Annotated in this window: 21 protein-coding genes; 13 read left to right on the forward strand and 8 right to left on the reverse strand. The window is 52.1% G+C overall.

The features are described from left to right. Positions 1 to 58 precede the first annotated feature (58 nt). The 3 genes from DBY90_RS03805 to uvrD form a co-directional block, all read right to left on the reverse strand. Positions 59 to 592, reverse strand: a complete 534-nt coding sequence (locus DBY90_RS03805) for an SMI1/KNR4 family protein (protein ID WP_070492625.1) — start codon at positions 590 to 592, stop codon at positions 59 to 61. 393 nt (positions 593 to 985) lie between these two features. Further along, entirely contained in the window at positions 986 to 2,338 is a 1,353-nt protein-coding gene (locus DBY90_RS03810; RefSeq protein WP_185952181.1) for a pentapeptide repeat-containing protein, read from the reverse strand. Positions 2,339 to 2,757: 419 nt separating this feature from the next. Continuing rightward, on the reverse strand, positions 2,758 to 4,965 hold the full coding sequence (gene uvrD / locus DBY90_RS03815; protein ID WP_070492628.1) for a DNA helicase II: 2,208 nt from the start codon (positions 4,963 to 4,965) through the stop codon (positions 2,758 to 2,760). Positions 4,966 to 5,149: 184 nt separating this feature from the next. Between uvrD and pxpB the strand changes: the two genes are divergently transcribed. From pxpB to DBY90_RS03845, 5 genes are all read left to right on the forward strand, one after another. Then, positions 5,150 to 5,797 carry a 5-oxoprolinase subunit PxpB gene (gene pxpB / locus DBY90_RS03825; protein ID WP_070492629.1) on the forward strand — a complete coding sequence of 216 codons (648 nt, stop codon included), beginning with the start codon at positions 5,150 to 5,152 and terminating at the stop codon, positions 5,795 to 5,797. Further along, a complete protein-coding gene (locus DBY90_RS03830) occupies positions 5,794 to 6,723 on the forward strand; it encodes a 5-oxoprolinase subunit C family protein (RefSeq protein WP_107986559.1) in 930 nt (309 codons plus the stop codon). The genes pxpB and DBY90_RS03830 overlap by 4 nt, the downstream gene beginning before the upstream one ends. Continuing rightward, entirely contained in the window at positions 6,710 to 7,447 is a 738-nt protein-coding gene (gene pxpA / locus DBY90_RS03835) for a 5-oxoprolinase subunit PxpA (protein ID WP_070492630.1), read from the forward strand. Before DBY90_RS03830 ends, pxpA begins: the two co-directional genes overlap by 14 nt. A 130-nt stretch (positions 7,448 to 7,577) precedes the next feature. Next, positions 7,578 to 8,771, forward strand: coding sequence for an NRAMP family divalent metal transporter (locus DBY90_RS03840; protein WP_070492631.1), 1,194 nt, complete (start codon positions 7,578 to 7,580; stop codon positions 8,769 to 8,771). Between the two features lie 107 nt (positions 8,772 to 8,878). After that, positions 8,879 to 9,571, forward strand: coding sequence for a YgjP family zinc-dependent metalloprotease (locus DBY90_RS03845; protein ID WP_070492632.1), 693 nt, complete (start codon positions 8,879 to 8,881; stop codon positions 9,569 to 9,571). A gap of 224 nt (positions 9,572 to 9,795) precedes the next feature. On the opposite strand, the gene DBY90_RS03850 is transcribed toward DBY90_RS03845, so the two are convergent. Next, a complete protein-coding gene (locus tag DBY90_RS03850) occupies positions 9,796 to 10,854 on the reverse strand; it encodes an AI-2E family transporter (protein ID WP_070492633.1) in 1,059 nt (352 codons plus the stop codon). A 255-nt stretch (positions 10,855 to 11,109) separates the two neighbouring features. On the opposite strand from DBY90_RS03850, the gene DBY90_RS03855 reads away from it, so the two are divergent. Beyond that, a complete protein-coding gene (locus tag DBY90_RS03855) occupies positions 11,110 to 11,424 on the forward strand; it encodes a late embryogeneis abundant protein (protein ID WP_070492634.1) in 315 nt (104 codons plus the stop codon). A gap of 154 nt (positions 11,425 to 11,578) precedes the next feature. On the opposite strand, the gene DBY90_RS03860 is transcribed toward DBY90_RS03855, so the two are convergent. Continuing rightward, positions 11,579 to 12,811, reverse strand: coding sequence for a multidrug effflux MFS transporter (locus DBY90_RS03860; RefSeq protein WP_070492635.1), 1,233 nt, complete (start codon positions 12,809 to 12,811; stop codon positions 11,579 to 11,581). A gap of 212 nt (positions 12,812 to 13,023) precedes the next feature. Here DBY90_RS03860 and DBY90_RS03865 point away from each other — a divergent pair, with 212 nt between their 5' ends. The 3 genes from DBY90_RS03865 to DBY90_RS03875 all read left to right on the forward strand — a co-directional run bounded on the left by DBY90_RS03865 (position 13,024) and on the right by DBY90_RS03875 (position 15,140). Then, entirely contained in the window at positions 13,024 to 13,488 is a 465-nt protein-coding gene (locus DBY90_RS03865) for a DUF7832 domain-containing protein (RefSeq protein ID WP_070492636.1), read from the forward strand. Beyond that, positions 13,485 to 14,051, forward strand: coding sequence for a D-glycero-beta-D-manno-heptose 1,7-bisphosphate 7-phosphatase (gmhB, locus tag DBY90_RS03870; protein WP_070492637.1), 567 nt, complete (start codon positions 13,485 to 13,487; stop codon positions 14,049 to 14,051). Before DBY90_RS03865 ends, gmhB begins: the two co-directional genes overlap by 4 nt. Positions 14,052 to 14,387: 336 nt before the next feature. Continuing rightward, positions 14,388 to 15,140 carry a lysophospholipid acyltransferase family protein gene (locus DBY90_RS03875; RefSeq protein ID WP_070492638.1) on the forward strand — a complete coding sequence of 251 codons (753 nt, stop codon included), beginning with the start codon at positions 14,388 to 14,390 and terminating at the stop codon, positions 15,138 to 15,140. Positions 15,141 to 15,246: 106 nt separating this feature from the next. On the opposite strand, the gene groL is transcribed toward DBY90_RS03875, so the two are convergent. Then, entirely contained in the window at positions 15,247 to 16,881 is a 1,635-nt protein-coding gene (gene groL / locus DBY90_RS03880; protein ID WP_003744506.1) for a chaperonin GroEL, read from the reverse strand. A gap of 96 nt (positions 16,882 to 16,977) precedes the next feature. After that, positions 16,978 to 17,265 carry a co-chaperone GroES gene (groES, locus tag DBY90_RS03885; protein WP_003684150.1) on the reverse strand — a complete coding sequence of 96 codons (288 nt, stop codon included), beginning with the start codon at positions 17,263 to 17,265 and terminating at the stop codon, positions 16,978 to 16,980. A gap of 425 nt (positions 17,266 to 17,690) precedes the next feature. On the opposite strand from groES, the gene fetA reads away from it, so the two are divergent. Together fetA and DBY90_RS03900 are read left to right on the forward strand one after the other, a co-directional pair. Further along, entirely contained in the window at positions 17,691 to 19,859 is a 2,169-nt protein-coding gene (gene fetA, locus DBY90_RS03895) for a TonB-dependent siderophore receptor FetA/FrpB (protein ID WP_070492639.1), read from the forward strand. A gap of 212 nt (positions 19,860 to 20,071) precedes the next feature. Continuing rightward, complete coding sequence (locus DBY90_RS03900) at positions 20,072 to 21,031, forward strand: siderophore ABC transporter substrate-binding protein (protein WP_019270885.1); 960 nt, start codon at positions 20,072 to 20,074, stop codon at positions 21,029 to 21,031. Between the two features lie 75 nt (positions 21,032 to 21,106). Here the strand turns inward: DBY90_RS03900 and DBY90_RS03905 are convergent, their stop codons facing one another. Continuing rightward, positions 21,107 to 21,790, reverse strand: coding sequence for a 2,3-diphosphoglycerate-dependent phosphoglycerate mutase (locus tag DBY90_RS03905; RefSeq protein WP_003744516.1), 684 nt, complete (start codon positions 21,788 to 21,790; stop codon positions 21,107 to 21,109). A 183-nt stretch (positions 21,791 to 21,973) separates the two neighbouring features. Here DBY90_RS03905 and DBY90_RS03910 point away from each other — a divergent pair, with 183 nt between their 5' ends. Continuing rightward, on the forward strand, positions 21,974 to 22,546 hold the full coding sequence (locus DBY90_RS03910; RefSeq protein WP_070492640.1) for a UbiX family flavin prenyltransferase: 573 nt from the start codon (positions 21,974 to 21,976) through the stop codon (positions 22,544 to 22,546). A 100-nt stretch (positions 22,547 to 22,646) separates the two neighbouring features. Then, on the forward strand, positions 22,647 to 23,939 hold the full coding sequence (locus DBY90_RS03915) for a valine--pyruvate transaminase (protein ID WP_070492641.1): 1,293 nt from the start codon (positions 22,647 to 22,649) through the stop codon (positions 23,937 to 23,939). Positions 23,940 to 24,157: the final 218 nt, after the last annotated feature.

A 24,157-nucleotide genomic window follows, 5' to 3' on the forward strand; every position in this document is an offset into this window, starting at 1 on the left:
ACCTCGCAAACTGACGGCAGATGAATTTTCAGACGACCTATTCTTTTCGATTTTGTATTTACTCATCTGAAAACTCATCTTCATGCCGCAAGCTGCAGATAAAGGTTTTAAAATCGGGGGCAAGTTCGACTATTTCAAAATCCGATTCTTGTTCGACAAATACTACTTTCGGCTCTCCGTCTTTTCCACACTCTCGATAGTCCAAGGCAAACAGGGCATGCCCTCCTGACGGGTCGTTGGCAAAATACACGCCGATAGGCGGATATTCCCATTCTTCCAGCCAAAGTTTTTGCCCCATCTCACCGCACAGACTCCCTTCTTTTTCAAAACCGATTCCCGATACCTCGCAAATTTGCACATGATCTTTCGCCCACGAATTTCTCTGCGTGGTCGGAAAGCAGCTTTTAACAAATATCCCGCCGTTTTGTACTGCCATCAATTCAATAAAACTTTGCGGCAATTTATAGCCTAGCTCACTTTCTACGGCAGCCAAAATTTCAGGGGTAAACGGGGCTTCTTTGTAGTTTTCATCTGCCCAACTATTAGTTTTCCATACGGAGGACAAATCAAAATCTTTAAAAACTTGGGACATAATGTTCTTTCTTATTGATTTCAGCTATAAACAGGGGTTAGGTATCTATACCCGACTTTTACCGTCCGTCATTCCCGCGCAGGCGGGAATCCAGAAGTTTGAAATTACAGCAGCCTTGAAATGTTCCCGAAATGCCAAGGTCTGGATTCCCGTCTGCGCAGGAATGACTGCGACAGATTAAACAATCGAATCCGATCGGCAAGACAGTATCGACGCACTACCACCCCGTAGCGTGGGCTTTGCCCACGAAATCCGTTTGAAAACCTTGAACCAAAGAATAGCTATAAACCCGAACGGACAATGACTATTTCAAAACAAAGGTCGTCTGAAAACGGACAGCAAGTTTCGCTAAAACGTTTTCAGACGACCTTTCAGGTAACAACTGCCTCTTAGTTAATTCCCCATAGATTTTTTGCCGGACAAATCGGCGATCTTATTCAACAAATCAAGCACCTTATCCGATCCGAAATCATTGTCCGACTGCTTATCTGCCGATGAATTGTCGGGCAGATATTGACTATTGAGCAAACGATTTCGTATCTGGGTAAAGGTTTCCTGCACATATTCATCCGCTTTTTCCGGATTATTGAAGCTGGCGGCAGCATGCTGAGAGGCTTCAAGCAAACCACTACACAGTTCGATTTGGTGTTTCATATTGGAAAAATGACGGACTTCCCCCAACAGATTTTTCTGATGGCGTAGACAGGTTGTGCCAATCAGCATTAGAGTGATGATAGGGAATGTGTAAAATAAAATATTGAAATTTTGGGTGAGGAAAGAATCGGGAGCGCATAAAACGAATATACTGAAAATCAATAGTAAAATTATGGTGATAATGAACAAAGCAATACCTAACCGCTTGAACCAACAGGCTGTATTTTCGTTATTTTTGATTTGGTTGTCGGTATTTTTTAAGGCATGAGCGAGTGAATTTCTAGCGTACTGAATTTGATTGCGCCATTGTAATTTTAATGACTTTTTCAGGTCTTCTAAACTTTGATTTTTCTCTTCCTCTATCTGTTTGATTTGTTTCTGTAGTTTGTCAATTTCTTCCTGATTTCCTCTACTATTAGACTCCGATTGTGTCTGTTCCAACCCTTTCTGTAAGAGTTGAATTTTATCCTCGAATAAGGATATTTGATTTTTTAGAGACTCATTCTCTACTTTAACAATATCAAAATCGATATTTTCCGCAAATCTGATATGAATTAATTGATTTTCTTCTATAGTTGCACCTCCAAAGTCTGCACTATGAAAATTAGCCCCATGCAAATTTGCCCCTTGCAGTTGTGTGTTCCGAAAATTCGTTTCTTGACAGTTCGCATCTTGAAGGTTTGCATTTTCGAGATATGAATAGGTTATACCTGTTTTAAAGAGATCTGCTTTCGTCAAATTTGCTTGAACTAGAGAGCTTTCCTCAATGTTTGCCTCACTAATATCCGCCCCGCTGAAATCTGCATCAAATAAAATTGCCCAATAAAAATGGGTGTTTTTCAGATTTGCACCGCGAAAATCAGCTTGGCTCAAGTTTACGTCCCTAAAATACAATCCACTTAGGTTTGAATAACTCAAATCTATTTTTGAGAGATCCTTCTCCCAAAAAGGAGGAACTACATATCTTGCCTCTGCATAATCTGAATCTAAGCCGCTTAAATCATATCCCGTAAAAACAGCTTGTTTACCTTCTTTGCCACCACTTGAAAGCCATAACTGATGGTCTTTCAGCATGGATACTGCGGTGTCCATGTCTATCTTCTTGTATGTTCGTTCCATTATTTTCTCTAAATTAATCGTAATCATTGGATTGACTTAAAAAAGTAATCCACTAACCTAAGCCGTAGATACGGTCGCCCCTCTCAAGCATGGAAGCTAACCTACCGCCGTCATTCCCGCGTAGGCGGGAATCCAGACCTCGGCATTTCGGGAACATTTCAAGGTTGCTGCAATTTCAAACTTCTGGATTCCCGCCTGCGCGGGAATGACGGCGGAGGTTTCGGCAAAAATTGTTGTTCCCGTTTTCAAACGACCTTTTTCCTCTCGGTGTACATCGTAGCGTGGGCTTCGCCCACGATAATATTGGCTAAAAGAGGTCGTCTGAAATTTTGAGTTTGATTCGTGGGCAAAGCCCGCGCTACGGGTTTCAGACGACCCCTGCCATCTCCCTTTTACATCTCTTCCAATTTCGCAAACTTGGTGTCCAGCTCTTTCACGCCTTGTTTGCCGAAGTTGATGGTCAGTCGGGCGGATTCGCCTTTGTCAACGGCATCGATGATGACGCCGGTGCCGAATTTGGCGTGGCGGACGTTTTGTCCGATGCGGAAGCCTGCGTAGGTTTGCGGCTGTTTGAAGTCTTCGATGATTTTGTCTTTGAATGTGGCGGTTTGGCGCGGGCTGCCGTAGCTGTCGTAGGCGGTCTTTTTGACGGACAGGTAGTGCAATACTTCGGGCGGGATTTCTTCGACAAAGCGGGAGACGATGCCGAATTGTGTTTGTCCGTGCAGCATACGTTGCTGCGCCATGGTGATGTAAAGGCGTTTGCGGGCGCGGGTGATGGCGACGTACATGAGGCGGCGTTCTTCTTCGAGGCCGCCACGTTCGGTGAGGGAGTATTCGCTGGGGAAGCGGCCTTCTTCCATGCCGGTGAGGAAGACCGCGTTGAACTCCAAGCCTTTGGCGGCGTGGACGGTCATGAGCTGGACAGCTTTTTCACCCGCGCCTGCTTGGTTTTCGCCGGATTCGAGGGCGGCGTTGCTGAGGAAGGCGAGGATGGGGAAGGCGGGGTCGTCTGAAATGTTATCGGGCAGGATTTCGAAGTTGCTGTCTTCGGGTTTGAACTCGATGGCGGCGTTGACGAGTTCGTCGAGGTTGTCGAGGCGGTCTTGGTTGTCGCCTTTTTGGGTTTTGTAGTGTTCGGTCAGGCCGCTGTCTTTGAGGATGCCGACGATGATTTCGGGCAGGGGCATTTGTCCGACTTGGTTGCGCAGGGCTTCAATCAGGCGGACGAAGGCGGCGACTTTGGCGGCTTTTGCGCCGGCGTTGCAGGCTGCCTGCCAGAGGGTGATGCCTTGTTCGTTTGAGGCCGTCTGAAGGTTTTCGATGGTGCGTGCGCCGATGCCGCGCGGTGGGAAGTTGATGACGCGCAAGAGGGCGTTGTCGTCGTCGGGATTGACGGCGAGGCGTAGGTAGGCGAGCGCGTGTTTGATTTCTTGGCGTTCGTAGAAGCGCAACCCGCCGTAGATTTTGTAGGGGATGCCGCTGCGGAACAGGCTTTGTTCGATGACGCGGGATTGGGCGTTGCTGCGGTAGAGGACGGCGATTTCGTCCAAATCCCAGCCTTCACGTTCGAGAGCTTTGGTTTCGTCAACGATGAATTGGGCTTCTTCGAGGTCGGTAAAGGCGGAGTAGTAGCGGATTTTGTCGCCTGCTTCGGCATCGGTGCGCAGGTTTTTGCCGAGGCGTTCGTCGTTGTTTTCGATAACAGCGTTGGCGGCGGTGAGGATGTTGCCGACGGAGCGGTAGTTTTGTTCGAGCTTGACGGGCGCGTCGATGTGGAACTCTTCCATCAGCGCGGTCATGTTGCCGACGTTCGCGCCGCGGAAACGGTAGATGCTTTGGTCGTCGTCGCCGACGGCAAATACCGCCGCGTTGCCGCCCGCCATGAGTTTGAGCCAGGCGTATTGCAGCTTGTTGGTGTCTTGGAACTCGTCGACTAGGATGTGGTTGAAGCGGTTTTGGTAGTGCTGGCGCAGGATTTCGTTACTTTGCAACATTTCGTAGCTGCGGAGCATGAGTTCGGCAAAATCGACCACGCCTTCGCATTGGCAGATTTTGTCGTATTCGGCGTAGCATTCGATCATGCGGCTTGTGTGCGGATCGGGCGCGCTCAACACAGAAGCGCGCAAACCGGATTCTTTTTGCGCGTTGATAAAGCCTTGCAGCGAACGCGGCGCGATGATTTCTTCGGCGATGTTGAGGCTTTTGAGCAGGCGTTTGATGAGGGAAAGCTGGTCGCCGCTGTCGAGGATTTGAAAGGAAGACGGCAGACCCGCATCGCGGTGGTGCAGGCGCAGAAAGCGGTGGCAGAGACCGTGGAACGTGCCAAGCCACATGGCGCGGACGTTGATGGGAATCATCGCGCCGAGTCGGGTTTGCATTTCTTTGGCGGCCTTGTTGGTAAACGTTACTGCCATAATGCTGTGTACGCTTGCCTGACCGGTTTGCAAAAGCCATGCGATGCGCGTGGTCAGCACGCGGGTTTTCCCGCTGCCTGCGCCCGCCAAAACGAGGGCGGATTGCGGCGGCCAGGTTACGGCGGAAAGTTGTTCGGGGTTTAAGCCTTGCAGGAGGGCTGAGGAAGGGGATTCGGAAAACATAAATACCGCATGAAAAAAGTAGGAATACGGTATTTTAATAGAAACGGTTTAAGGTCGTCTGAAAAAGTGCAGCGGCAGGGCAGCACTTTTCCAATCGACGGTTTGATGATGCGGCACAGAAGATATTGACAAACCGCCTCCCCTACATATAGATTCATTAAAACATAACCAAAATGAACAACAAATGAGAATAGAGATCACACCAATCAGCGAGTCCGCTTTGGTCTGCCGACTGAATGCACCTTCCGAACTGGGCAAACAGCAAAAGTTGTGGGCGTTTGCCGCTGCGCTCGAGCAGCACGACAGGATTGAGGAAGTGGTGGTCGGCATGAACAATCTTACCGTGTTCACCCGTTTCGATACCGATTTGGCGACGCTTGCCGATGAATTGCAATATGTGTGGGAACACACCGCCGTTACAAAACATCAGGGCAAACTGGTGGAAATTCCCGTCTGCTACGGCGGCGAATACGGGCCGGATTTGGCGGAAGTCGCTGCTTTCCATCAGACGGATATTTCCGAAATCGTCCGCCGCCATACGGCGCAAACCTATACCGTATTTATGATAGGCTTCCAGCCAGGTTTCCCTTATCTGGGCGGCTTGCCCGAAGCATTGCACACGCCCCGCCGTGCCGTGCCGAGAACGTCCGTTCCCGCCGGCTCGGTCGGTATCGGCGGCAGTCAGACCGGTGTGTATCCGTTCGCTTCGCCCGGCGGCTGGCAGATTATCGGCAGAACCGAATTACCCTTGTTCCGAGCCGATTTGAATCCGCCGACCCTGCTGGCGGCGGGCGACCAAGTCCGCTTTGTTGCAGAAAGGATTGAGCCATGATTCACGTTTCGGCAGTGCAGGCACCGGCGCATATTCAGGATACCGGACGCTACGGACACCGGCGTTTCGGCATCGGTCATGCCGGTGCGATGGACACGGTTGCTTTGGCGGCGGGCAATATTTTATTGGGCAACGACGAAGGCACGGCCGCAATCGAAATCGCTTTGGGCGGGATAATGCTGGTGTTTGAACGGGATACGCCGTTTTGTCTCACCGGTGCCGTGTATCAGGCGGAATTGGACGGCGAACCGGTCTATTCGTATTGGCGTTATACCGCCCGCAAAGGGCAGACCTTGAAGCTGGTGCGTGCCGTGCAGGGCATGTACGGCTATGTGTGCGTGGCGGGTGGATTTGATGTGCCGGAAGTGATGGGTTCGAGAAGCACCGACCTGAAAGCCGGTTTCGGCGGCCATCAGTGCAGAATGCTGCAAAAAGGCGATTGTCTCCCCATCGGCAAAGGTGCGCAGGAATTGTCCAAAGTCGGCATCGCCCCGATACCGTTTACCGATACCGTCCACCTTGTTCCTTCGTCGGAATATGCCGCTTTCAGTGAAGAAGGCCGTCTGAATCTGGAACGGGAAACGTGGACGCTGCAAAGCGACAGCAACCGCATGGGCTACCGCTTCGACGGACAGCCGCTGGCCCTGTCGCAACCTTTGGAAATGCTGTCCCACGCTGTTCAGGCAGGAACCGTGCAGGTGCCGCCCGGCGGAAAACCGATTATCCTGATGGCCGATGCGCAAACCACCGGCGGTTATCCGAAAATCGCCACCGTTGCCGCCGCCGATTTGGGCAGGCTGGCACAGGTGCGTTTCGGCAGCAAAATAAAATTCAAAATAATCGGCTTGAAAGAAGCCGCCGCCCTGCGGCGCAAAAACCAAGCCTATCTGAACCAAATACGGAGAATCGCCCATGAAGCAGGTTGATTTAAACGCCGATCTCGCCGAAGGCTGCGGCAGCGACGAAGTCCTGTTGCAGGTGATTACTTCGGTCAACATCGCCTGCGCCCAACACGCCGGCAGCATTGCCGATATTCGTGCGGCATTGGCGTATGCCCAACAAAACGGCGTGCGCATTGGAGCACACCCCGGCTATCCCGATCGAGAAAACTTCGGCCGTACCGAAATGAATCTGTCCGAAGCCGATTTGCGGGCGTGTCTGAATTACCAGTTGGGCGCATTGCAGGCCTTGTGCCGTGATCAGGATTTGGAAATGGCTTATGTAAAACCGCACGGCGCAATGTACAACCAAGCGGCGAAAAACCGTGCGCTGGCGGATACCGTTGCCCGAACTGTGGCGGATTTCAACCCGAAATTGAAACTGATGGCACTTTCCGGCAGCCTGCTCTTGGAAGCCGGAAAAGCCGCAGGCTTGGGCGTGATTTCCGAAGTATTCGCCGACCGCCGCTATATGCCCGACGGTACGCTGGTTCCCCGCAGCCGCCCCGATGCGCAGGTGGACAGCGACGAAGAAGCCATCGCCCAAGTATTGCAGATGGTGCGGGACGGGCAGGTCAAAGCAGTGAACGGCAGCCTGGTTGCCGTGCAAGCTGACAGCATCTGTCTGCACGGCGATGGGCCGCACGCCGTGGTGTTTGCCGAAAAAATCCGGCAGGAACTATTGGCGGCAGGCATCAAAGTTTCTGCTTGAAAAACAGTTCATAGGCCGTCTGAAAACCGCAGGTTTCGCCAAAACGAGCAAAGCGAGTTTCTGCGTAGCTAAAACCGCAGGTTTCGCCCAAACACAGTAACAACCAATTTTATATAGAGAATAAGCGATTATGTCTGATCAAAAAAACCGCAGAAATGCCTTAATCGGCGCTGCATTCCTGATGGCGACTTCCGCCATCGGCCCCGGCTTTCTGACCCAAACCGCCACCTTCACCCAAGCACTGGCGGCAAGTTTCGGCTTTGTTATTCTGCTCTCGATTCTGCTCGACATCGGGGCGCAGCTCAATATTTGGCGGATTGTCGCCGTTTCCGAAAAACGGGCGCAGGATATTGCCAATCAGGTCTTGCCCGGCGCAGGCTATTTCTTGGCTGTGCTGATTGTGATGGGCGGTTTGGCGTTCAATATCGGTAACGTCGGCGGGGCAGGCTTGGGTCTGAATCTGCTGACCGGACTGTCGCCGGAAACCGGTGCCGTGATCAGCGGCGTGATTGCCATCGGTGTGTTTCTGTTTAAAGAAGCAGGCAAAGTGATGGACAAATTCGCCCAAGTGATGGGTTTCGTAATGATTGCGCTGACGGTTTATGTGGCATGGCAGGCGAATCCGCCGCTGGCAGATGCCGCCGTGCATACCTTTATGCCGGAAAAACTCGATGCAATGGCGATTGTTACACTGGTGGGCGGCACGGTCGGCGGCTACATCACCTTCGCCGGTGCGCACCGTCTGCTGGACGCAGGCATCAAAGGCAAATCGGCGTTGCCGGAAGTGAGCCAAAGCTCGGTGCGGGCGATTCTGATTGCCTCGATTATGCGGATTGTATTGTTTTTGGCGGTTTTGGGCGTGGTCAGCCAAGGCGTGCAGCTCAATCCCGACAACCCTGCTTCCACACCGTTTGAATATGCGGCGGGATACATCGGTCTGCTGATTTTCGGCGTGGTGATTTGGGCGGCTTCGATTACTTCGGTGATTGGTGCGGCTTATACTTCGGTGTCGTTCTTCTCCGGTCTCAGCCCGTCTATCGAACGCAATAAAAACAAATGGATTATTGCCTTTATCGCCGTGTCTACCGCCGTATTTTCCACCATCGGCAAACCGGCGCAGGTGCTGGTGTTCGTAGGCGCATTAAACGGCCTGATTTTACCGATTTCCCTCGGTCTGATTCTGATTGCCACCTACAAAACCAAAATTGTCGGCGACTACAAACACCCGCTGTGGCTCACTGTTTCCGGCGTGATTGTGGTCGGTTTGATGGCAGTACTCAGCGCCATCACCATCAGCAAATATATCGGCGGTTTGTTCGGCTGAACCTTGTAGCGCAGATGTTTGATTTTGTATATTATCCGAAGTTTGCCGCCTGATATGGAAAATCCCTGTTTCAGACGATGTATCCGGTCTGAAACCTATTCACAACTATGAAACGCTTCACCTATCCTCTTTCCGACGGTTTGTGCATCGAAATCGAACTCAAACGCAGTGCCAAGAAAAATCTGATTCTACGCCCCGTCAATATGCAAACGGTCAGCATCAACGTCCCACCCTTTTTTCAAGACCACGCGTTGGCAAACTGGCTGTCGACAAACGAAACGATATTGCGGAACACGCTTGCCAAAACGCCCGTACATCCTGTTTCCCATCCAAACTTACCCGAGTGGATTTGGTATCTGGGAGTAAAGACCAAGCTGGATACCCACAGCCAAAGCCATATCCGTATTACGTCGTCTGAAATCCTGCTTCCCCGAAAAGAAACCGCCGCACAAATCGACCACCTGCGCCGCCTGTTGAACGAACGCGCCCGCGAATACCTGCTGCCCCGCCTTAAAAAACACGCAGCCGAAACAGGACTGACGCCCGCTGCCACAGACCTGAGCAACGCCAAAACCTTTTGGGGCGTATGCCGCCCGCACACCGGCATCCGCCTCAACTGGCGGCTGATCGGCGCGCCCGAGTACGTCGCCGACTATGTCTGCATCCACGAACTCTGCCACCTCCGCCACCCCGACCACAGTCCGCGCTTTTGGCATTTGGTGAACACGCTGACGCCGCATACCGACAATGCTAAAAGTTGGCTGAAGTGGCACGGGCGGGAATTGTTTGTTCTGGGGTGAAGGGTAACCGTAGCGTGGGCTTCGCCCGCGAGAATCCGCCCTCTCCCGTCCGACGGGAGAGGGTTGGGGAGAGGGTGGCTCTTGTCCCTTGTTCCGTATATTTGCAAGCCACCCTATCCCAGCTTTCCCCCGTCGGATAAGGGGAAGGGATCAAGCTGCTGTAACTGAAAAAGGTCGTCTGAAAATAGTTTTCAGACGACCTTTCCACATTACCGCGTCAACACTCAAATCAATTTCTGCTGTTTCAACTCATTCTTCAGATACGCATAATAAACCGGTGCGACGATGATGCCGCCGACGCCGAAAATCCGTTCGAATACGACCATCGCTACCAGCAGTTCCCATGCGCTTGATTCGATTTCCGAACCGATGATTTTCGCGTTCAGGAAGTATTCGAGCTTGTGGATGACGACCAGAAACACCAGCGAGGCGACCGCCACATATAAAGACGCGCCGAGGCTCAAGATGATAATGATGGTGTTGGAAATCAGGTTACCCGCGACGGGAATCAGCCCGACGATGAAGGCGATCACCAACACGGTTATTTTAAACGGCAACTCCACGCCGAAAAGCGGCAGGATCAGATAAAGGTACACGCCCGTCAGCGCGGTATCGATCAGCGAGATTTTGACCTGCGCCAGAAACACGCGCTCGAAGCTGGTTTCGAAGTTTACAATCCGCCGCACCAGCTCTGCCTTGAAGGGCGGCATTTTGCGGCGGTTTTTGCGCATGTTGAGGCGGTGGAAACTGAGCATTGCGCCGATGATGATGCCGATAAGGATATACACGAACGAGGTGAAGCTGTTTTTGCTGATGCGCGTCAGTGCGGCGCTGTATTCTTCAATCAATTTGACCGCATAGGCTTTGATTTCTGCGGTATTGTTGGGCAGCATGTTCAAAACCGACTGCGGCAGGCTGCTGCTGTTTTTCGTGTCTTCCAAAATCGCCGCCAGCTTGGTCAGCATCACGGTGATGTGCCCGCCGTGAATCAGGTGGTAAATCCCCAGCGACATCAACAGGATAACCGTCAATACGATGCCTATGGTCAGCGTGGTCGAAATCAGGTTGATATTGTGCGCGTTGAGCGATTTGTGCAGAAACGTATTGCGCGCGAGCGTACGGCGGCGCAGCCAGAGAATCAGGCCGTTGGTCTTGGTGATGAAGACGTAGGTCAGGATGACGGCGAGCAAAAGGGGCAAAAAGTGGAAGTACAGCACCACAAACAGGGCAATCCCCATCAAGATGTAGGATGCATTGCGAAAGCGGGAATGTTCGAAAATCATTGGATGTAATGCCATGAAATATATAAATTTAAACAATCAAGCTATGAGATGCGATTAATAAAGCAGGACAAGGGGGTTAACCCGCCTTTTGAAACTTTATTTCAATTTCGCTTGACCTGACTTCGGTTTACAAACAAACCGTTACAATAAAAACTCAATCGTACCAAGTAGTTATGCGTTTGTCTTTACGCAAATTGCCATTTGGCATTTGACGGAATTATTTTATCAGACAAATTTCCCGAAAGGATATTACACATGAAAACATTGTCTAAATTGACTTCACTCGTTCTTGTTTCTGCCGGTTTGATCGCTGCTCCTGTGGCTATGGCCCAACCTGCTTCCGGTAAAGCCGCTACTAAAGCAGGACATGTTCACAAAAAAGCCAACAAAGCTAAAAAACAAGCCAACGATCTGAAACAAGACAAAGCCGCCGAAGCTGCAACAACTGAAGCCACTTCCGCCGATGCCGAAGTTAAAGCCATGGGCGAACAAGGCCAGGCCGCAACCCAGACCGCCCCTGCAGCAGATCTGGAACAAGCTCCCGCCAACCAAACCCCTGCTGCAAAATAAGCAGGATTATAGTGGACTGAATTAAAAGAGGGATTTTATTTCCCACGCACCGTTTTTGACGGTTGTCGTCCTTTTTGAATTTAGGCCATTAAATGTCTACCGCAGGCAAAAGGTCGTCTGAAAAGTTTTCAGACGACCTTTTGCCGTTCACGATTCACACATATTCGCTTTTATCGTTTTCTTTCCAAGCCTGATGCGAGCAGAGCCAGAGCAACACAATCCCGCATACCGTCGAAGCCAGCATCATGCCCGCCATCACCAACGCAGAACCATTGTGCAGCCGTGTTGCCAACAGCCCCACGCTTGCGCCGATGATGGATTGGAACACGCCCAATACCGCGTTCGCACTGCCGCTTTCCTGCTTGAAATAAGTCATAAAGCAAGCCTGCGTGTTCGCGCCGACCAAGCCTTGAGTGCCTACCGAAAACATCACGCATGGCACCAAAGCCCACATCGGCGGCAGCCCCAGCAATAGAACCAGCAGCACCATCGTCAGGTTCGCCACAAACTGCACGATAATGCCCCATTTCAAAATACTTTGCGGGTGCGCCCCCGTTTTCAGCCGCCATGCCGTGATGCGGTTGAACGAAGCCATCGTGAGGATGTTCAGCGCAAACACCCAAGCGTATTCGCGTGGCGTAACATGGTACAGCTTTTGGTAAACAAACGATGATTCCGTCAAAAATGCAAACATCGACGCAAAGCTGAACGCCTGAAAAAACAGATAGCCCATCGCCGCCCGCGTTCTCAGCACTCTGGCGAACCGTCCCGCCACCAGTCCGAAAATATCCATCCCGATTTTGCCCGTCTGCTTCGGACGCGGCAGGAAAGTAAACACCAAGATAAACAAAACAAACGAATACGCCGCCAAAAAGCCGAAAATAAAACGCCAGCCGCCCAATTCCTGCAACAGTGAGCCGACCATAGGCGCAATCAGTGGCACGACCATCAAAATAATGCCGATTAATGCAAACATCTGCGCCGCCTGCCTGCCCGAATAATAATCGCGCACCATCGCCCCGACGATGACCACCGTCATCCCCGCGCCGAACGCCTGTACCGCGCGCAGGTTCAACAGCCCGTCCACCGACTGCACCATCGTCAGCGCGGCAACGGCCGCAAAATAAATGCTCAAACCGACCAAAGCCACCGGTCTGCGCCCCTTGATGTCCGAAACCGCACCGCCGACAATCTGCCCGAACGCCACGCCGAACATAAACAAAACCAAACTCTGCTCGATACGGTGTATATCCGCGCTCAGCGACTGCGCCATTTCCGGTATGGCGGGCAGGTAGGCATCGACCGAAAACGGCATCAGGGCAACCAACATCGCCATCAAAACCGCCATTTGCTTTTCACCCAGCGGGGAGGGGGTGGATTGGGACATAAGGGACTTTCAGAATGTTCAAACGAAACAAACCGCCCTGACATATCCTAGGCGGTTGAAATAAAAAGAAGTATATCATGTTTTCATACCGGGCCGCAGCATCCCCCCTATTCACAGAGAGGTCGTCTGAAAAACGTCCCGACAGATTTCAGACGACCTCTCCCGTTTTCCGTTACAATAAACACCCTCCGAATCACAGCACACGACCGTCCATGTACGACAACATCCGCTTCCACCTAGACGAAGAATATCCCGAAGGACTGCCGTCCGAAAACGCCGCCACGCATATCGGCATGTACTGGATATGGGCGGCGCAGGCAGGGCTGGCGAATCCCGTTTGGCAAACCGCCCCCGAAAGCGCGGAAGATTTCGCCAATATACTCAAAGGCAGAACCAGCGGCCGCCGCTTCCTGCTCAAACACATGGACGGCGTGCTCACGTCCGACGACTTCACCGAACAAGGGCGGCAATTCACCTCCTACTACTACGACAATGAAGAAGACGGCTACGGCGCATTTCTAGAAGATTACGTCCGCACTCTCGACACCCCGTCGCTCGGCGGCTTCTACCACGTCCCCAACACCCCCGAAATCTACAAACGCCTCAAACCCGTCTTCCAAGCAGCGTTTGAGCAATGGAAAAACAATTTGGAATCCCCTGTCGGAGAGCAACCGTGAAACTCATCATCCTCGACCGCGATGGCGTCATCAACCAAGACCGCGACGACTTCGTCAAATCCGTAGACGAATGGATACCCATCGAAGGCAGTATGGACGCCATCGCCTTCCTGACACAAGCAGGCTACAACATCGCCGTTGCCACCAACCAATCCGGCATCGGCCGCAAATACTTCACCGTCCAAGACCTGACTGAAATGCACGCCAAGATGCACCGCCTCGTCCGTCAGGCAGGCGGAGAAATCGACGGCATCTGGTTCTGCCCGCACACCGCCGCCGACAACTGCGACTGCCGTAAACCCAAGCCCGGCATGATTTACGACATCCTCGAACGCTTCAAAGCCAACCCCACCGAAACCTGGCTGGTCGGCGACAGCCTGCGCGACCTGCAAGCCATGCACGAAGCGGGTGGCAAAACCGCGCTCGTCCTGACCGGCAAAGGCAAGAAAACCCTATCGCAACAGGAAAAAGAATTACCCGAAAACACCCAAGTTTTCGACAACCTGCTCGCCTTCTCCCAATACATCATGCACGAAACCGCGCAAGACTGTGCAGACGGATAGGTAAAACCGTAACAGCCATATTCGGCAATCTGCCTCCTCCCGCCGAACAGAGGCAAGAACAAGATTGCCGTTGCAATTACTGAAAGAGGTCGTCTGAAACCTTGTCCGCGGCCAAATTTTCAGACAGCCTTCGCAAAAAAGAAACCTAAACAGCCGTCATTCCCGCGCAGGCGGGAATCCAGACTGTCAGTATTCAGAAATATTCAAAGGTTACTGTAATCCCAAACTCTAGATTCCCGCCTGCGCGGGAATGAGGGAATGAATGTTCCTGATTTGAAGGTTACTATATATTTTGTCCTCCCTATTTTTCAGACGACCTATCCGACAGGTAAAAACATGCTCCTCATCCGCAACCTGACCTACTGGTTCATCCTCAGCACCAGCCTGATTTTACTTTTCCCCTTCATGCTCCTCGCCCTGCCCGTCCAAGGCGGCGCGCACAAAATGGCGCAGATCTGGGTACGCATCCTCAACTGGTCGCTCAAACACATCATCGGACTCAAATACCGCCTCATCGGTGCCGAAAACATCCCCGACCGCCCCTCCATCATCTGCGCCAAACACCAAAGCGGCTGGGAAACCCTCGCCCTGCAAGAAATCTTCCCTCCGCAGGTTTACGTCGCCAAACGCGAATTGTTCAAAATCCCCTTCTTCGGTTGGGGCCTGAAACTCGTCAAAACCATAGGCATAGACCGCAGCAACAGCCGCGAAGCCAGCAAACAACTGATGGAACAAGGCATGGCGCGCAAAAACGAAGGCTACTGGATTACCATTTTCCCCGAAGGCACACGCCTGCCGCCCGGCGAAAAAGGCCGCTATAAACTCGGCGGCGCGCGCATGGCGAAAATGTTTGAAATGGACATCGTCCCCGTCTCCCTCAACAGCGGCGAATTTTGGCCGAAAAATGCCTTCCTCAAACACCCTGGCACCATCACCGTCGTCATCAACCCCGTCATCCCCCACAGCAGAGGGACGGAAGCCGAATTGATGGCGGAATGCGAAAAACGGATTGAAACGCAACAACCCCTTATCGAAGGAAAAGGACCGTTTGCCGCAAAAAATAGGAAAGCAACAGCATCGCCATCATGATAAAAGGTCGTCTGAAAATCAGTTTTTAGACGACCTTCCCTCAAATAAGAAAAAACCTGCACGGTTGTCCGTGCAGGTTTTTGTTTGCGCTCAGGTTTGGGCAACCTTACATCATGCCGCCCATACCACCCATGCCGCCCATGTCAGGCATAGCTGGTTTTTCTTCAGGGATTTCGGCAATCATGCAGTCGGTCGTCAGCATCAGGCCGGCGATAGACGCGGCGTGTTGCAGCGCGGAACGGGTTACTTTGGCGGGGTCGAGTACGCCCATTTCGATCATGTCGCCGTATTCGCCGGAGCCTGCGTTGTAACCGTAGTTGCCTTTGCCTTCCAACACTTTGTTCACAACTACGCTAGGCTCGCCGCCTGCGTTGGCAACGATTTGGCGCAGCGGAGACTCAACGGCGCGCAAGACGATTTGTACGCCTGCGTCTTGGTCGGCATTGCCGGTGTGCAGGTTTTCCAAAGCGGCACGGGCACGCAACAGGGCTACGCCGCCGCCGGCAACCACGCCTTCTTCAACGGCTGCGCGGGTAGCGTGCAGCGCGTCTTCCACCCGGTCTTTTTTCTCTTTCATTTCGACTTCGGTAGCGGCACCGACTTTAATCACTGCCACGCCGCCTGCCAGTTTGGCAACGCGCTCTTGCAGTTTTTCTTTGTCGTAATCGCTGGTTGCGGTTTCGATTTGTTGGCGGATTTCGGCAACACGCGCTTCGATTTGGGCAGCGTCGCCAAAGCCGTCGATGATGGTGGTGTTTTCTTTACCGATTTCAATGCGTTTGGCTTGACCCAAGTCTTCCAGAGTGGCTTTTTCCAAAGACAGACCGACTTCTTCGGCAATCACGGTGCCGCCGGTCAGGATGGCGATGTCTTGCAACATGGCTTTGCGACGGTCGCCGAAGCCCGGAGCTTTCACGGCAACGGTTTTCAGGATGCCGCGGATGTTGTTCACCACCAAAGTCGCCAGGGCTTCGCCTTCTACGTCTTCAGCGATAATCAAGAGCGGACGGCTGGCTTTGGCCACTTGTTCCAAAACAGGCAGCAGGTCGCGGATGTTGCTGATTTTTTTGTCGAACAGCAAAACAAACGGATTGTCCAGCGCAGCGATTTGTTTTTCCGCGTCATTGATGAAGTAAGGGGACAAGTAGCCGCGGTCGAACTGCATACCTTCGACGACATCCAATTCGTTTTCCAAAGATTTGCCGTCTTCAACGGTAATCACGCCTTCTTTGCCGACTTTTTCCATCGCTTCGGCAATAATCGCGCCGACTTGTTCGTCAGAGTTGGCGGAAATCGAGCCGACTTGGGCGATTTCTTTGGAAGTATCGCAAGGTTTGGCGATGTTTTTCAGCTCTTCAACCAAAGCGGCAACGGCTTTGTCGATACCGCGTTTCAGGTCGGTCGGGTTCATACCGGCGGTAACGTATTTCATGCCTTCGGCAACGATGGCTTGAGCCAGTACGGTGGCGGTAGTCGTACCGTCGCCCGCTACGTCGTTGGTTTTGGACGCGACTTCTTTCACCATTTGCGCGCCCATGTTTTCGAATTTGTCTTTCAGTTCGATTTCTTTAGCGACGGTAACGCCGTCTTTGGTGATGTGCGGGCCGCCGAATGCGCGGTCAACCACTACATTGCGGCCTTTAGGACCCAAAGTTACGCGGACGGCGTTTGCCAGAGTGTTCACGCCGCTGACCATTTTTTGGCGGACTTCGTTACCGAACTGTACGTCTTTTGCTGCCATGTTTTGATTCTCCAAAATTGTTTAATGTTGTCTGAGGTCGTCTGAAAACCTTGTATGCCTTTTCAGACGACCTGTCGTTCTGAATGCACGGAATGTTTATTCGACAATACCGAAAATATCTTCTTCGCGCATAACCAACAGCTCTTCGCCGTCGGCTTTAACGGTTTGACCGCTGTATTTGCCGAAAATCACTTTGTCTCCGACTTTGACATCCAGCGGACGGCGTTCGCCGTCTTTACCGATTTTGCCCGCACCTACGGCGATCACTTCGCCCATATCGGGTTTTTCAGCGGCTGCGCCCGGCAAGACGATGCCTGATGCGGTTTTCTCTTCAGCTTCCAAGCGTTTGACGACGACGCGGTCGTGTAAAGGACGGATGGTCATGTTTTATGCTCCGATAAATAGTTTGAAAACAATCATCTGCCTTTATCCGGCAGATGCGGTTTGAAAAAGAAGGCGGCAAGTTTGTCAACAAACTTACCTTAACACAGCGGCAAATTAGGGTTTGTCCCGATAAATTCAAGGGAAGAAGTAAAAATTTTCTATGCGGGGTCGTCTGAAAACAGACATGACAAGTTGCGCACCATCCCCGCCCTACTTTCAATGCTGATCAAGCAGGCAGGCATTTTCAGACGACCTTTTACAGACGGGGGGCTTCACATGCTTCAATCAACAAAAAACCAAACATTATTGGCGCAAAACTATGCACACCTTTACAAAATAATATCCCACCTTTAAAATAAATAAAAATTATTATTAATAAATAATTTATCGATTAACTGAAACTTATCCAACAGAAGGAAATTTCCATGACTTCGCCCCTGTTCCGCTTCAGCCTGCTTTCAATGGCACTCGCCGCCGGTTTTGCCCACGCGGAAAACGAAGCAAAAGAAAGCGTTACCCTTGATACCGTTACCGTAAAAGGTGACCGCCAAGGCAGCAAAATCAAAACTAATATCGTTACCCTTCAACAAAAAGACGAAAGCACGGCAACCGATTTGCGCGGATTGTTGAAAGACGAACCTGCCATCGATTTCGGCGGCGGCAACGGCACGTCCCAACACCTGACTTTGCGCGGCATGGGTCAAAACTCGGTGGATATTAAGGTGGACAATGCCTATTCCGACAGCCAAATACTGTATCACCAAGGCCGTTTCATCATCGACCCTGCGCTGGTCAAAATCGTCTCCGTACAGAAAGGCGCAGGCTCCGCATCTGCCGGTATCGGCGCGACCAACGGCGCGATTATTACCAAAACCGTCGATGCCCAAGACCTGCTCAAAGGCTTGGATAAAAACTGGGGCGTGCGCCTCAGCAGCGGCTATGCCTCTAATGACGGCGTAAACTACGGCGCAAGCGTATTCGGAAAAGAGGGCAACTTCGACGGTTTGTTCTCTTACAACCGCAACGATGAAAAAGATTACGAAGCAGGTAAAGGCTACAAAAGTCCCAACGGCGGCAAAACCGTACCTCACAGCGCACTGGACAAACGCAGCTACCTGGCCAAAATCGGAACAACCTTCGGCGACGGCGACCACCGCATCGTGTTGAGCCACATGAAAGACCAGCACCGGGGCATCCGTACTGTGCGTGAAGAGTTTACAATCTTCGAGTCCGACCCTGCAAAAGACAGGCAGAAACCCTCATACCGTGAAACTACCCAATCCAACACCAACTTGGAGTACACGGGTAAAAACCTGGGCTTTGTCGAAAAACTGAACGCCAACGCCTATGTGTTGGAAAACGAACGCTATTCCGCCGATGACAGCGGCAGCGGTTACGCAGGCAATGTGGTCGGCCCTAACCATACCCGAATCGCCACTCGTGGTGCGAACTTCAACTTCGACAGCCGCCTTGCCGAACAAACCCTGTTGAAATACGGTATCAACTACCGCCATCAGGAAATCGAGCCGCAAGCGTTTTTGAACAACGAATTTAAGATCTCCGGTAAGAAACCAGACCCAAAAGATCCTAAAAAAGAAATAGATAAGACTGATGAAGAAAAAGCGAAAGACAAGAAAGATATGGATCTTGTCCATTCCTACAAACTGTCCAACCCGACCAAAACCGATACCGGCGCGTATATCGAAGCCATTCACGAAATTAACGGCTTTACCCTGACCGGCGGACTGCGTTACGACCGCTTCAAGGTGAAAACCCATGACGGCAAAACCGTTTCAAGCAGCAGCCTTAACCCGAGTTTCGGCGTGATTTGGCAGCCGCACGAACACTGGAGCTTCAGCGCAAGCCACAACTACGCCAGCCGCAGCCCGCGCCTGTATGACGCGCTGCAAACCCACGGCAAGCGCGGCATCATCTCGATTGCCGACGGCACCAAAGCCGAACGCGCGCGCAATACCGAAATCGGTTTCAACTACAACGACGGCACGTTTGCCGCAAACGGCAGCTACTTCTGGCAGACCATCAAAGACGCGCTTGCCAATCCGCAAAACCGCCACGACTCTGTCGCCATCCGTGAAGCCGTCAATGCCGGCTACATCAAAAACCACGGTTACGAATTGGGCGCGTCCTACCGCACCGGCGGCTTGACTGCCAAAGTCGGCGTAAGCCACAGCAAACCGCGTTTTTACGATACACACAAAGATAAATTGTTAAGCGCGAACCCCGAGTTTGGCGCACAAACCGGCCGCACTTGGACGGCTTCCCTTGCCTACCGCTTCCAAAATCCGAATCTGGAAATCGGCTGGCGCGGACGCTATGTTCAAAAAGCCGTGGGTTCGATATTGGTGGCAGGTCAAAAAGGTCGCGACGGCAAACTGGAAAACGTTGTACGCCAAGGTTTCGGTGTGAACGATGTCTTCGCCAACTGGAAACCATTGGGCAAAGACACGCTCAATATCAATCTTTCAGTTAACAACGTGTTCAACAAGTTCTACTATCCGCACAGTCAACGCTGGACCAATACCCTACCAGGTACCGGACGTGATGTACGCTTGGGCGTGAACTACCGCTTCTAAAAAGAGCGGGTAAAATACGGGCAGGTCGTCTGAATCAGCTTCGGTTTTCAGACGACCTGCCTGTCAATCGGATTTCTCAATCTGGCATTTTCCAAACTTTTTTGACAACGGCAGGATTGGAACAGGTGTTTGATGCGAGCATCCGCTTTGCGGATTTTCAGACGACCCGTCCATATTATCTGCCCCGAACCCGACAACGGAGAAATTATCCCATGTTACGTTTAACTGCTTTAGCCGTATGCTGCGCCCTTGCTTTGGGCGCGTGTTCGCCGAAAGATTCCGCTTCAAACCAAAACGCCCAAACCGCTTCCGCAGCCCAAACCGAAGGCGCAGATTTGACCGTCAAAACGACGCGCGGCGACGCGAAAGTGCCGCAAAATCCTGAACGCATCGCCGTTTATGACTTGGGTATGCTCGATACTTTAAGCAAATTGGGCGTGAAAACCGGTTTGTCCGTCGATAAAAACCGTCTGCCTTATTTGGACGAATATTTCAAAACGACAAAACCTGCCGGTACGCTGTTCGAGCCGGATTACGAAGCACTCAACGCTTACAAACCGCAGCTCATCATCATCGGCAGCCGCGCAGCCAAAGCGTTTGACAAGTTGAACGCCATTGCGCCGACCATCGAGATGACCGCCGATACCGCCAACCTCAAAGAAAGTGCCAAAGAGCGTATCGACGCTTTGGCGCAAATCTTCGGCAAACAGGCGGAAGCCGACAAGCTGAAGGCGGAAATCGACGCGTCTTTTGAAGCCGCGAAAACTGCCGCGCAAGGTAAAGGCAAAGGTTTGGTGATTCTGGTCAACGGCGGGAAAATGTCCGCCTTCGGACCGTCTTCACGACTCGGCGGCTGGCTGCACAAAGACATCGGCGTTCCGGCCGTTGACGAAGCCATCAAAGAAGGCAGCCACGGTCAGCCCGTCAGCTTCGAATACCTGAAAGAGAAAAATCCCGACTGGCTGTTTGTCCTAGACCGAAGCGCAGCCATCGGCGAAGAAGGGCAGGCGGCGAAAGACGTGTTGAACAATCCGCTGGTCGCCGAAACGACTGCATGGAAAAAAGGACAGGTGGTTTACCTCGTTCCCGAAACCTACTTGGCGGCGGGCGGCGCACAAGAATTGCTGAACGCGTCCAAACAAGTTACCGACGCGTTTAATGCGGCGAAGTAAGTTGATTTGATTTAAAAAAGGTCGTCTGAAACCACAAATCAGGGTTTCAGACGACCTTTTTATTATCCGCAAAACTTACAGATAGAATTTTTCAACCACTTTCAAATTGTCGTCCAATTTGTACACCAGCGGCTGACCGGTCGGGATTTCCAAGCCCATGATGTCTTCGTCGGAAATGCCTTCGATGTGTTTTGCCAATGCGCGCAGGGAGTTGCCGTGTGCGGCGACCAAGACGCGTTTGCCGCTGAGCAATGCAGGGGCGATTTGGTCTTCCCAAAACGGCAATACGCGCTCCAAAGTAACTTTCAAATTTTCGCCGTCGGGTACGACATCGGCGGGCAGGTTGGCATAACGGCGGTCGTTGTGTGCGGAGAACGGGTCTTTCGGATCGAGCAGCGGAGGCAGGGTGTCGTAGCTGCGGCGCCAGATGTGGACTTGCTCGTCGCCGTATTTTTCGGCAGTTTGTTTTTTGTCCAAACCTTGCAGCTGGCCGTAGTGGCGTTCGTTCAGCCTCCAGCTTTTGATTTGCGGCACGAACAGTTGGTCGGATTCTTCCAAAACGATGTTGCAGGTTTTAATCGCGCGGGTCAGGACGGAAGTGAAGGCGATGTCGAACTCGTAGCCTTTTTCCTTCAGTTTTTTACCGGCGGCGGCAGCTTCGGCAAGCCCCTGCTCGCTCAGTTTCACGTCGCGCCAGCCTGTAAACAGGTTTTTTGCGTTCCATTCGCTTTGTCCGTGGCGGATAAATACCAATTCCATGTCGTATGCTCCAATTTGAGTTCGGTAGAAGGGCTTATTTATAACATATTTCGACGGCTTCTGCCGAACCACCTACCCTACCCTTGCCTTCAGTCAAACAGCCGCTTTTCAAAATATGAAACCTGCCTGTTAAGACGACCTGCTTTATAATGTTGCCAAAATACGCTTTTACGAAAGACTTTCATGACCCGACGTTTGATTATCGGCATCAGCGGAGCCAGCGGTTTCCAATACGGCATCAAGGCCTTGGCACTTTTGCGCGCACACGATGTCGAAACGCATCTGGTGGTATCCAAAAGCGCGGAAATGACGCGCGCGCTGGAAACACCGTATGAAAAAGACGAACTCTACCGCCTTGCCGATGTCGTCCATCCGATAAACCATATAGGCTCAGCCATCGCCAGCGGTTCGTTTAAAACCGACGGGATGCTGATTGCCCCCTGTTCGATGCGCACGCTGGCCGCAGTCGCAAACGGCTTCGGCGACAACCTGCTGACACGCGCGGCGGACGTAGTCCTGAAAGAGCGCCGCCGCCTTGTGCTGATGGTGCGTGAAGCCCCGCTCAACCTTGCCCATCTGGACAATATGCGCCGCGTTACCGAAATGGGCGGCATCGTCTTCCCGCCTACCCCCGCCCTCTACCAGCAGCCGCAAACCATAGACGACATCATTACCCACAGCACCGCCCACGCGCTTTCACTTTTAGGCTTCGATACCGGCACCGTACCCGAATGGACGGGTGGAACATCTTCCTAAACATCAAAGGTCGTCTGAAACCCGTTTTCAGGCCGACAGAAAGCCTCCCTCCATATCAAGCTGATATAATCCCCGCCAATCATATTTACACGGAGTCATCATGCAGTTCTCGGCATTCGGCGAAAAATTCACACAACACAGCGGCATCTTGCAACTTATGGACGACCTCGGCGACGCGCTCAAAAGCGACAAGCCCGTCAACATGCTCGGCGGCGGCAATCCGGCGCGAATCGCCGAAGTCAACGCCGTGTTCGCCGACGTATTTTCCAAGCTGGCGGCGGAACACGCGGTCGAGAACATCGGCAACTACTCCAATCCCCAAGGCGATGCTGCGCTGATTGACGCGTTGACTGCCTTCCTCAACCGCGAATACGGCTGGAACCTGACCGCCGACAATATCGCGTTGACCAACGGTTCGCAGAACGCGTTTTTCTATCTTTTCAACCTCTTCGGCGGCAAATTCAAGGTTTCAGACGACCTTTCCGTAGAGAAAGCCATCCTGCTGCCGCTCGCGCCCGAATACATCGGCTATGCCGACGTGCATGTCGAAGGGCAGCACTTCGTTTCCGTCAAACCGAAAATCGAAGCTGTCGAACACGAAGGCGAAGCAGGCTTCTTCAAATACCGCGTGGACTTTGACGCGCTGGAAAGCCTGCCCGAACTCAAAGCGGGCAAAATCGGCGCGATTTGCTGTTCGCGCCCGACCAACCCGACCGGTAACGTGCTGACCGACGGCGAAATGGCGCGGCTGGATGCTTTGGCGCAAGAACACGGCATTCCGCTGATTATCGACAACGCCTACGGAATGCCGTTCCCCAACATCATTTACAGCGACGTTACGCTGAATTGGCACGAAAACATCATCCTCTGCTTCAGCCTGTCCAAAGTCGGCTTACCGGGCGTGCGCACCGGCATCATCGTCGCCGCGCCCGAAGTGGTCAAAGCCGTCAGCAGCCTGAACGCGATTGTGAATCTGTCGCCCACCCGCTTCGGCGCGGCCATCGCAACGCCGCTGTTGCGGGACGGTCGTCTGAAACAGCTTTCAGACGACGTCATCCGGCCGTTTTATCGCAATCAGGCGCAAACTGCCGTCTCACTGCTCAAGCGGGAGCTGGGCGCGTATCCGCTGAAAATCCACAAGCCAGAAGGCGCAATTTTCCTGTGGCTTTGGTTTGAAAACCTGCCCGTTTCGTCGCAAACCCTGTACGAAATGCTCAAAGCCGAAGGCACGCTGATTATTCCGGGCGAACATTTCTTCGTCGGCATCGACACGCAAGATTATCCGCATGCCCACGAGTGCATCCGCATGAGCATCGCGCAGGACGCTCAAACGCTGGAAAAAGGCATCGCCGCCATCGGCAGGGTGGTGCGCGGGTTGTATGATGCGGCGTAAACAGTAAAGTTGAGAACCATTCAGTCAAAAGGTCGTCTGAAAACAGTTTCAGACGACCTTTTTCTATTTCATGTGTTAGTTGATAATAAAAATTTAACAAAAATAAAAATTCAATTAATAATAACAATATTAAATTGAAGTCATAGTTTTAATAGACAAAATCTTTCTGTATAGTCTTATTCATAGCTTAAACAAAAGGAAAAATAAATGTCGATACA

This window comes from Neisseria mucosa (genome assembly GCF_003044445.1).
Taxonomy (GTDB): domain Bacteria; phylum Pseudomonadota; class Gammaproteobacteria; order Burkholderiales; family Neisseriaceae; genus Neisseria; species Neisseria mucosa_A.

Excerpts from the sequence above, each read along its gene's own strand:
- fetA (WP_070492639.1), top strand. The coding sequence starts at position 17,691 with ATGACTTCGCCCCTGTTCCGCTTCAGCCTGCTTTCAATGGCACTCGCC.
- DBY90_RS03840 (WP_070492631.1), top strand. The coding sequence starts at position 7,578 with ATGTCTGATCAAAAAAACCGCAGAAATGCCTTAATCGGCGCTGCATTC.
- DBY90_RS03910 (WP_070492640.1), top strand. The coding sequence starts at position 21,974 with ATGACCCGACGTTTGATTATCGGCATCAGCGGAGCCAGCGGTTTCCAA.
- DBY90_RS03915 (WP_070492641.1), top strand. The coding sequence starts at position 22,647 with ATGCAGTTCTCGGCATTCGGCGAAAAATTCACACAACACAGCGGCATC.
- DBY90_RS03845 (WP_070492632.1), top strand. The coding sequence starts at position 8,879 with ATGAAACGCTTCACCTATCCTCTTTCCGACGGTTTGTGCATCGAAATC.
- pxpB (WP_070492629.1), top strand. The coding sequence starts at position 5,150 with ATGAGAATAGAGATCACACCAATCAGCGAGTCCGCTTTGGTCTGCCGA.
- DBY90_RS03810 (WP_185952181.1), bottom strand. The coding sequence starts at position 2,338 with ATGGACACCGCAGTATCCATGCTGAAAGACCATCAGTTATGGCTTTCA.
- DBY90_RS03855 (WP_070492634.1), top strand. The coding sequence starts at position 11,110 with ATGAAAACATTGTCTAAATTGACTTCACTCGTTCTTGTTTCTGCCGGT.
- DBY90_RS03875 (WP_070492638.1), top strand. The coding sequence starts at position 14,388 with ATGCTCCTCATCCGCAACCTGACCTACTGGTTCATCCTCAGCACCAGC.
- DBY90_RS03905 (WP_003744516.1), bottom strand. The coding sequence starts at position 21,790 with ATGGAATTGGTATTTATCCGCCACGGACAAAGCGAATGGAACGCAAAA.
- DBY90_RS03860 (WP_070492635.1), bottom strand. The coding sequence starts at position 12,811 with ATGTCCCAATCCACCCCCTCCCCGCTGGGTGAAAAGCAAATGGCGGTT.
- DBY90_RS03830 (WP_107986559.1), top strand. The coding sequence starts at position 5,794 with ATGATTCACGTTTCGGCAGTGCAGGCACCGGCGCATATTCAGGATACC.
- DBY90_RS03900 (WP_019270885.1), top strand. The coding sequence starts at position 20,072 with ATGTTACGTTTAACTGCTTTAGCCGTATGCTGCGCCCTTGCTTTGGGC.
- DBY90_RS03805 (WP_070492625.1), bottom strand. The coding sequence starts at position 592 with ATGTCCCAAGTTTTTAAAGATTTTGATTTGTCCTCCGTATGGAAAACT.
- pxpA (WP_070492630.1), top strand. The coding sequence starts at position 6,710 with ATGAAGCAGGTTGATTTAAACGCCGATCTCGCCGAAGGCTGCGGCAGC.
- groL (WP_003744506.1), bottom strand. The coding sequence starts at position 16,881 with ATGGCAGCAAAAGACGTACAGTTCGGTAACGAAGTCCGCCAAAAAATG.
- DBY90_RS03865 (WP_070492636.1), top strand. The coding sequence starts at position 13,024 with ATGTACGACAACATCCGCTTCCACCTAGACGAAGAATATCCCGAAGGA.
- uvrD (WP_070492628.1), bottom strand. The coding sequence starts at position 4,965 with ATGTTTTCCGAATCCCCTTCCTCAGCCCTCCTGCAAGGCTTAAACCCC.
- DBY90_RS03850 (WP_070492633.1), bottom strand. The coding sequence starts at position 10,854 with ATGATTTTCGAACATTCCCGCTTTCGCAATGCATCCTACATCTTGATG.
- groES (WP_003684150.1), bottom strand. The coding sequence starts at position 17,265 with ATGACCATCCGTCCTTTACACGACCGCGTCGTCGTCAAACGCTTGGAA.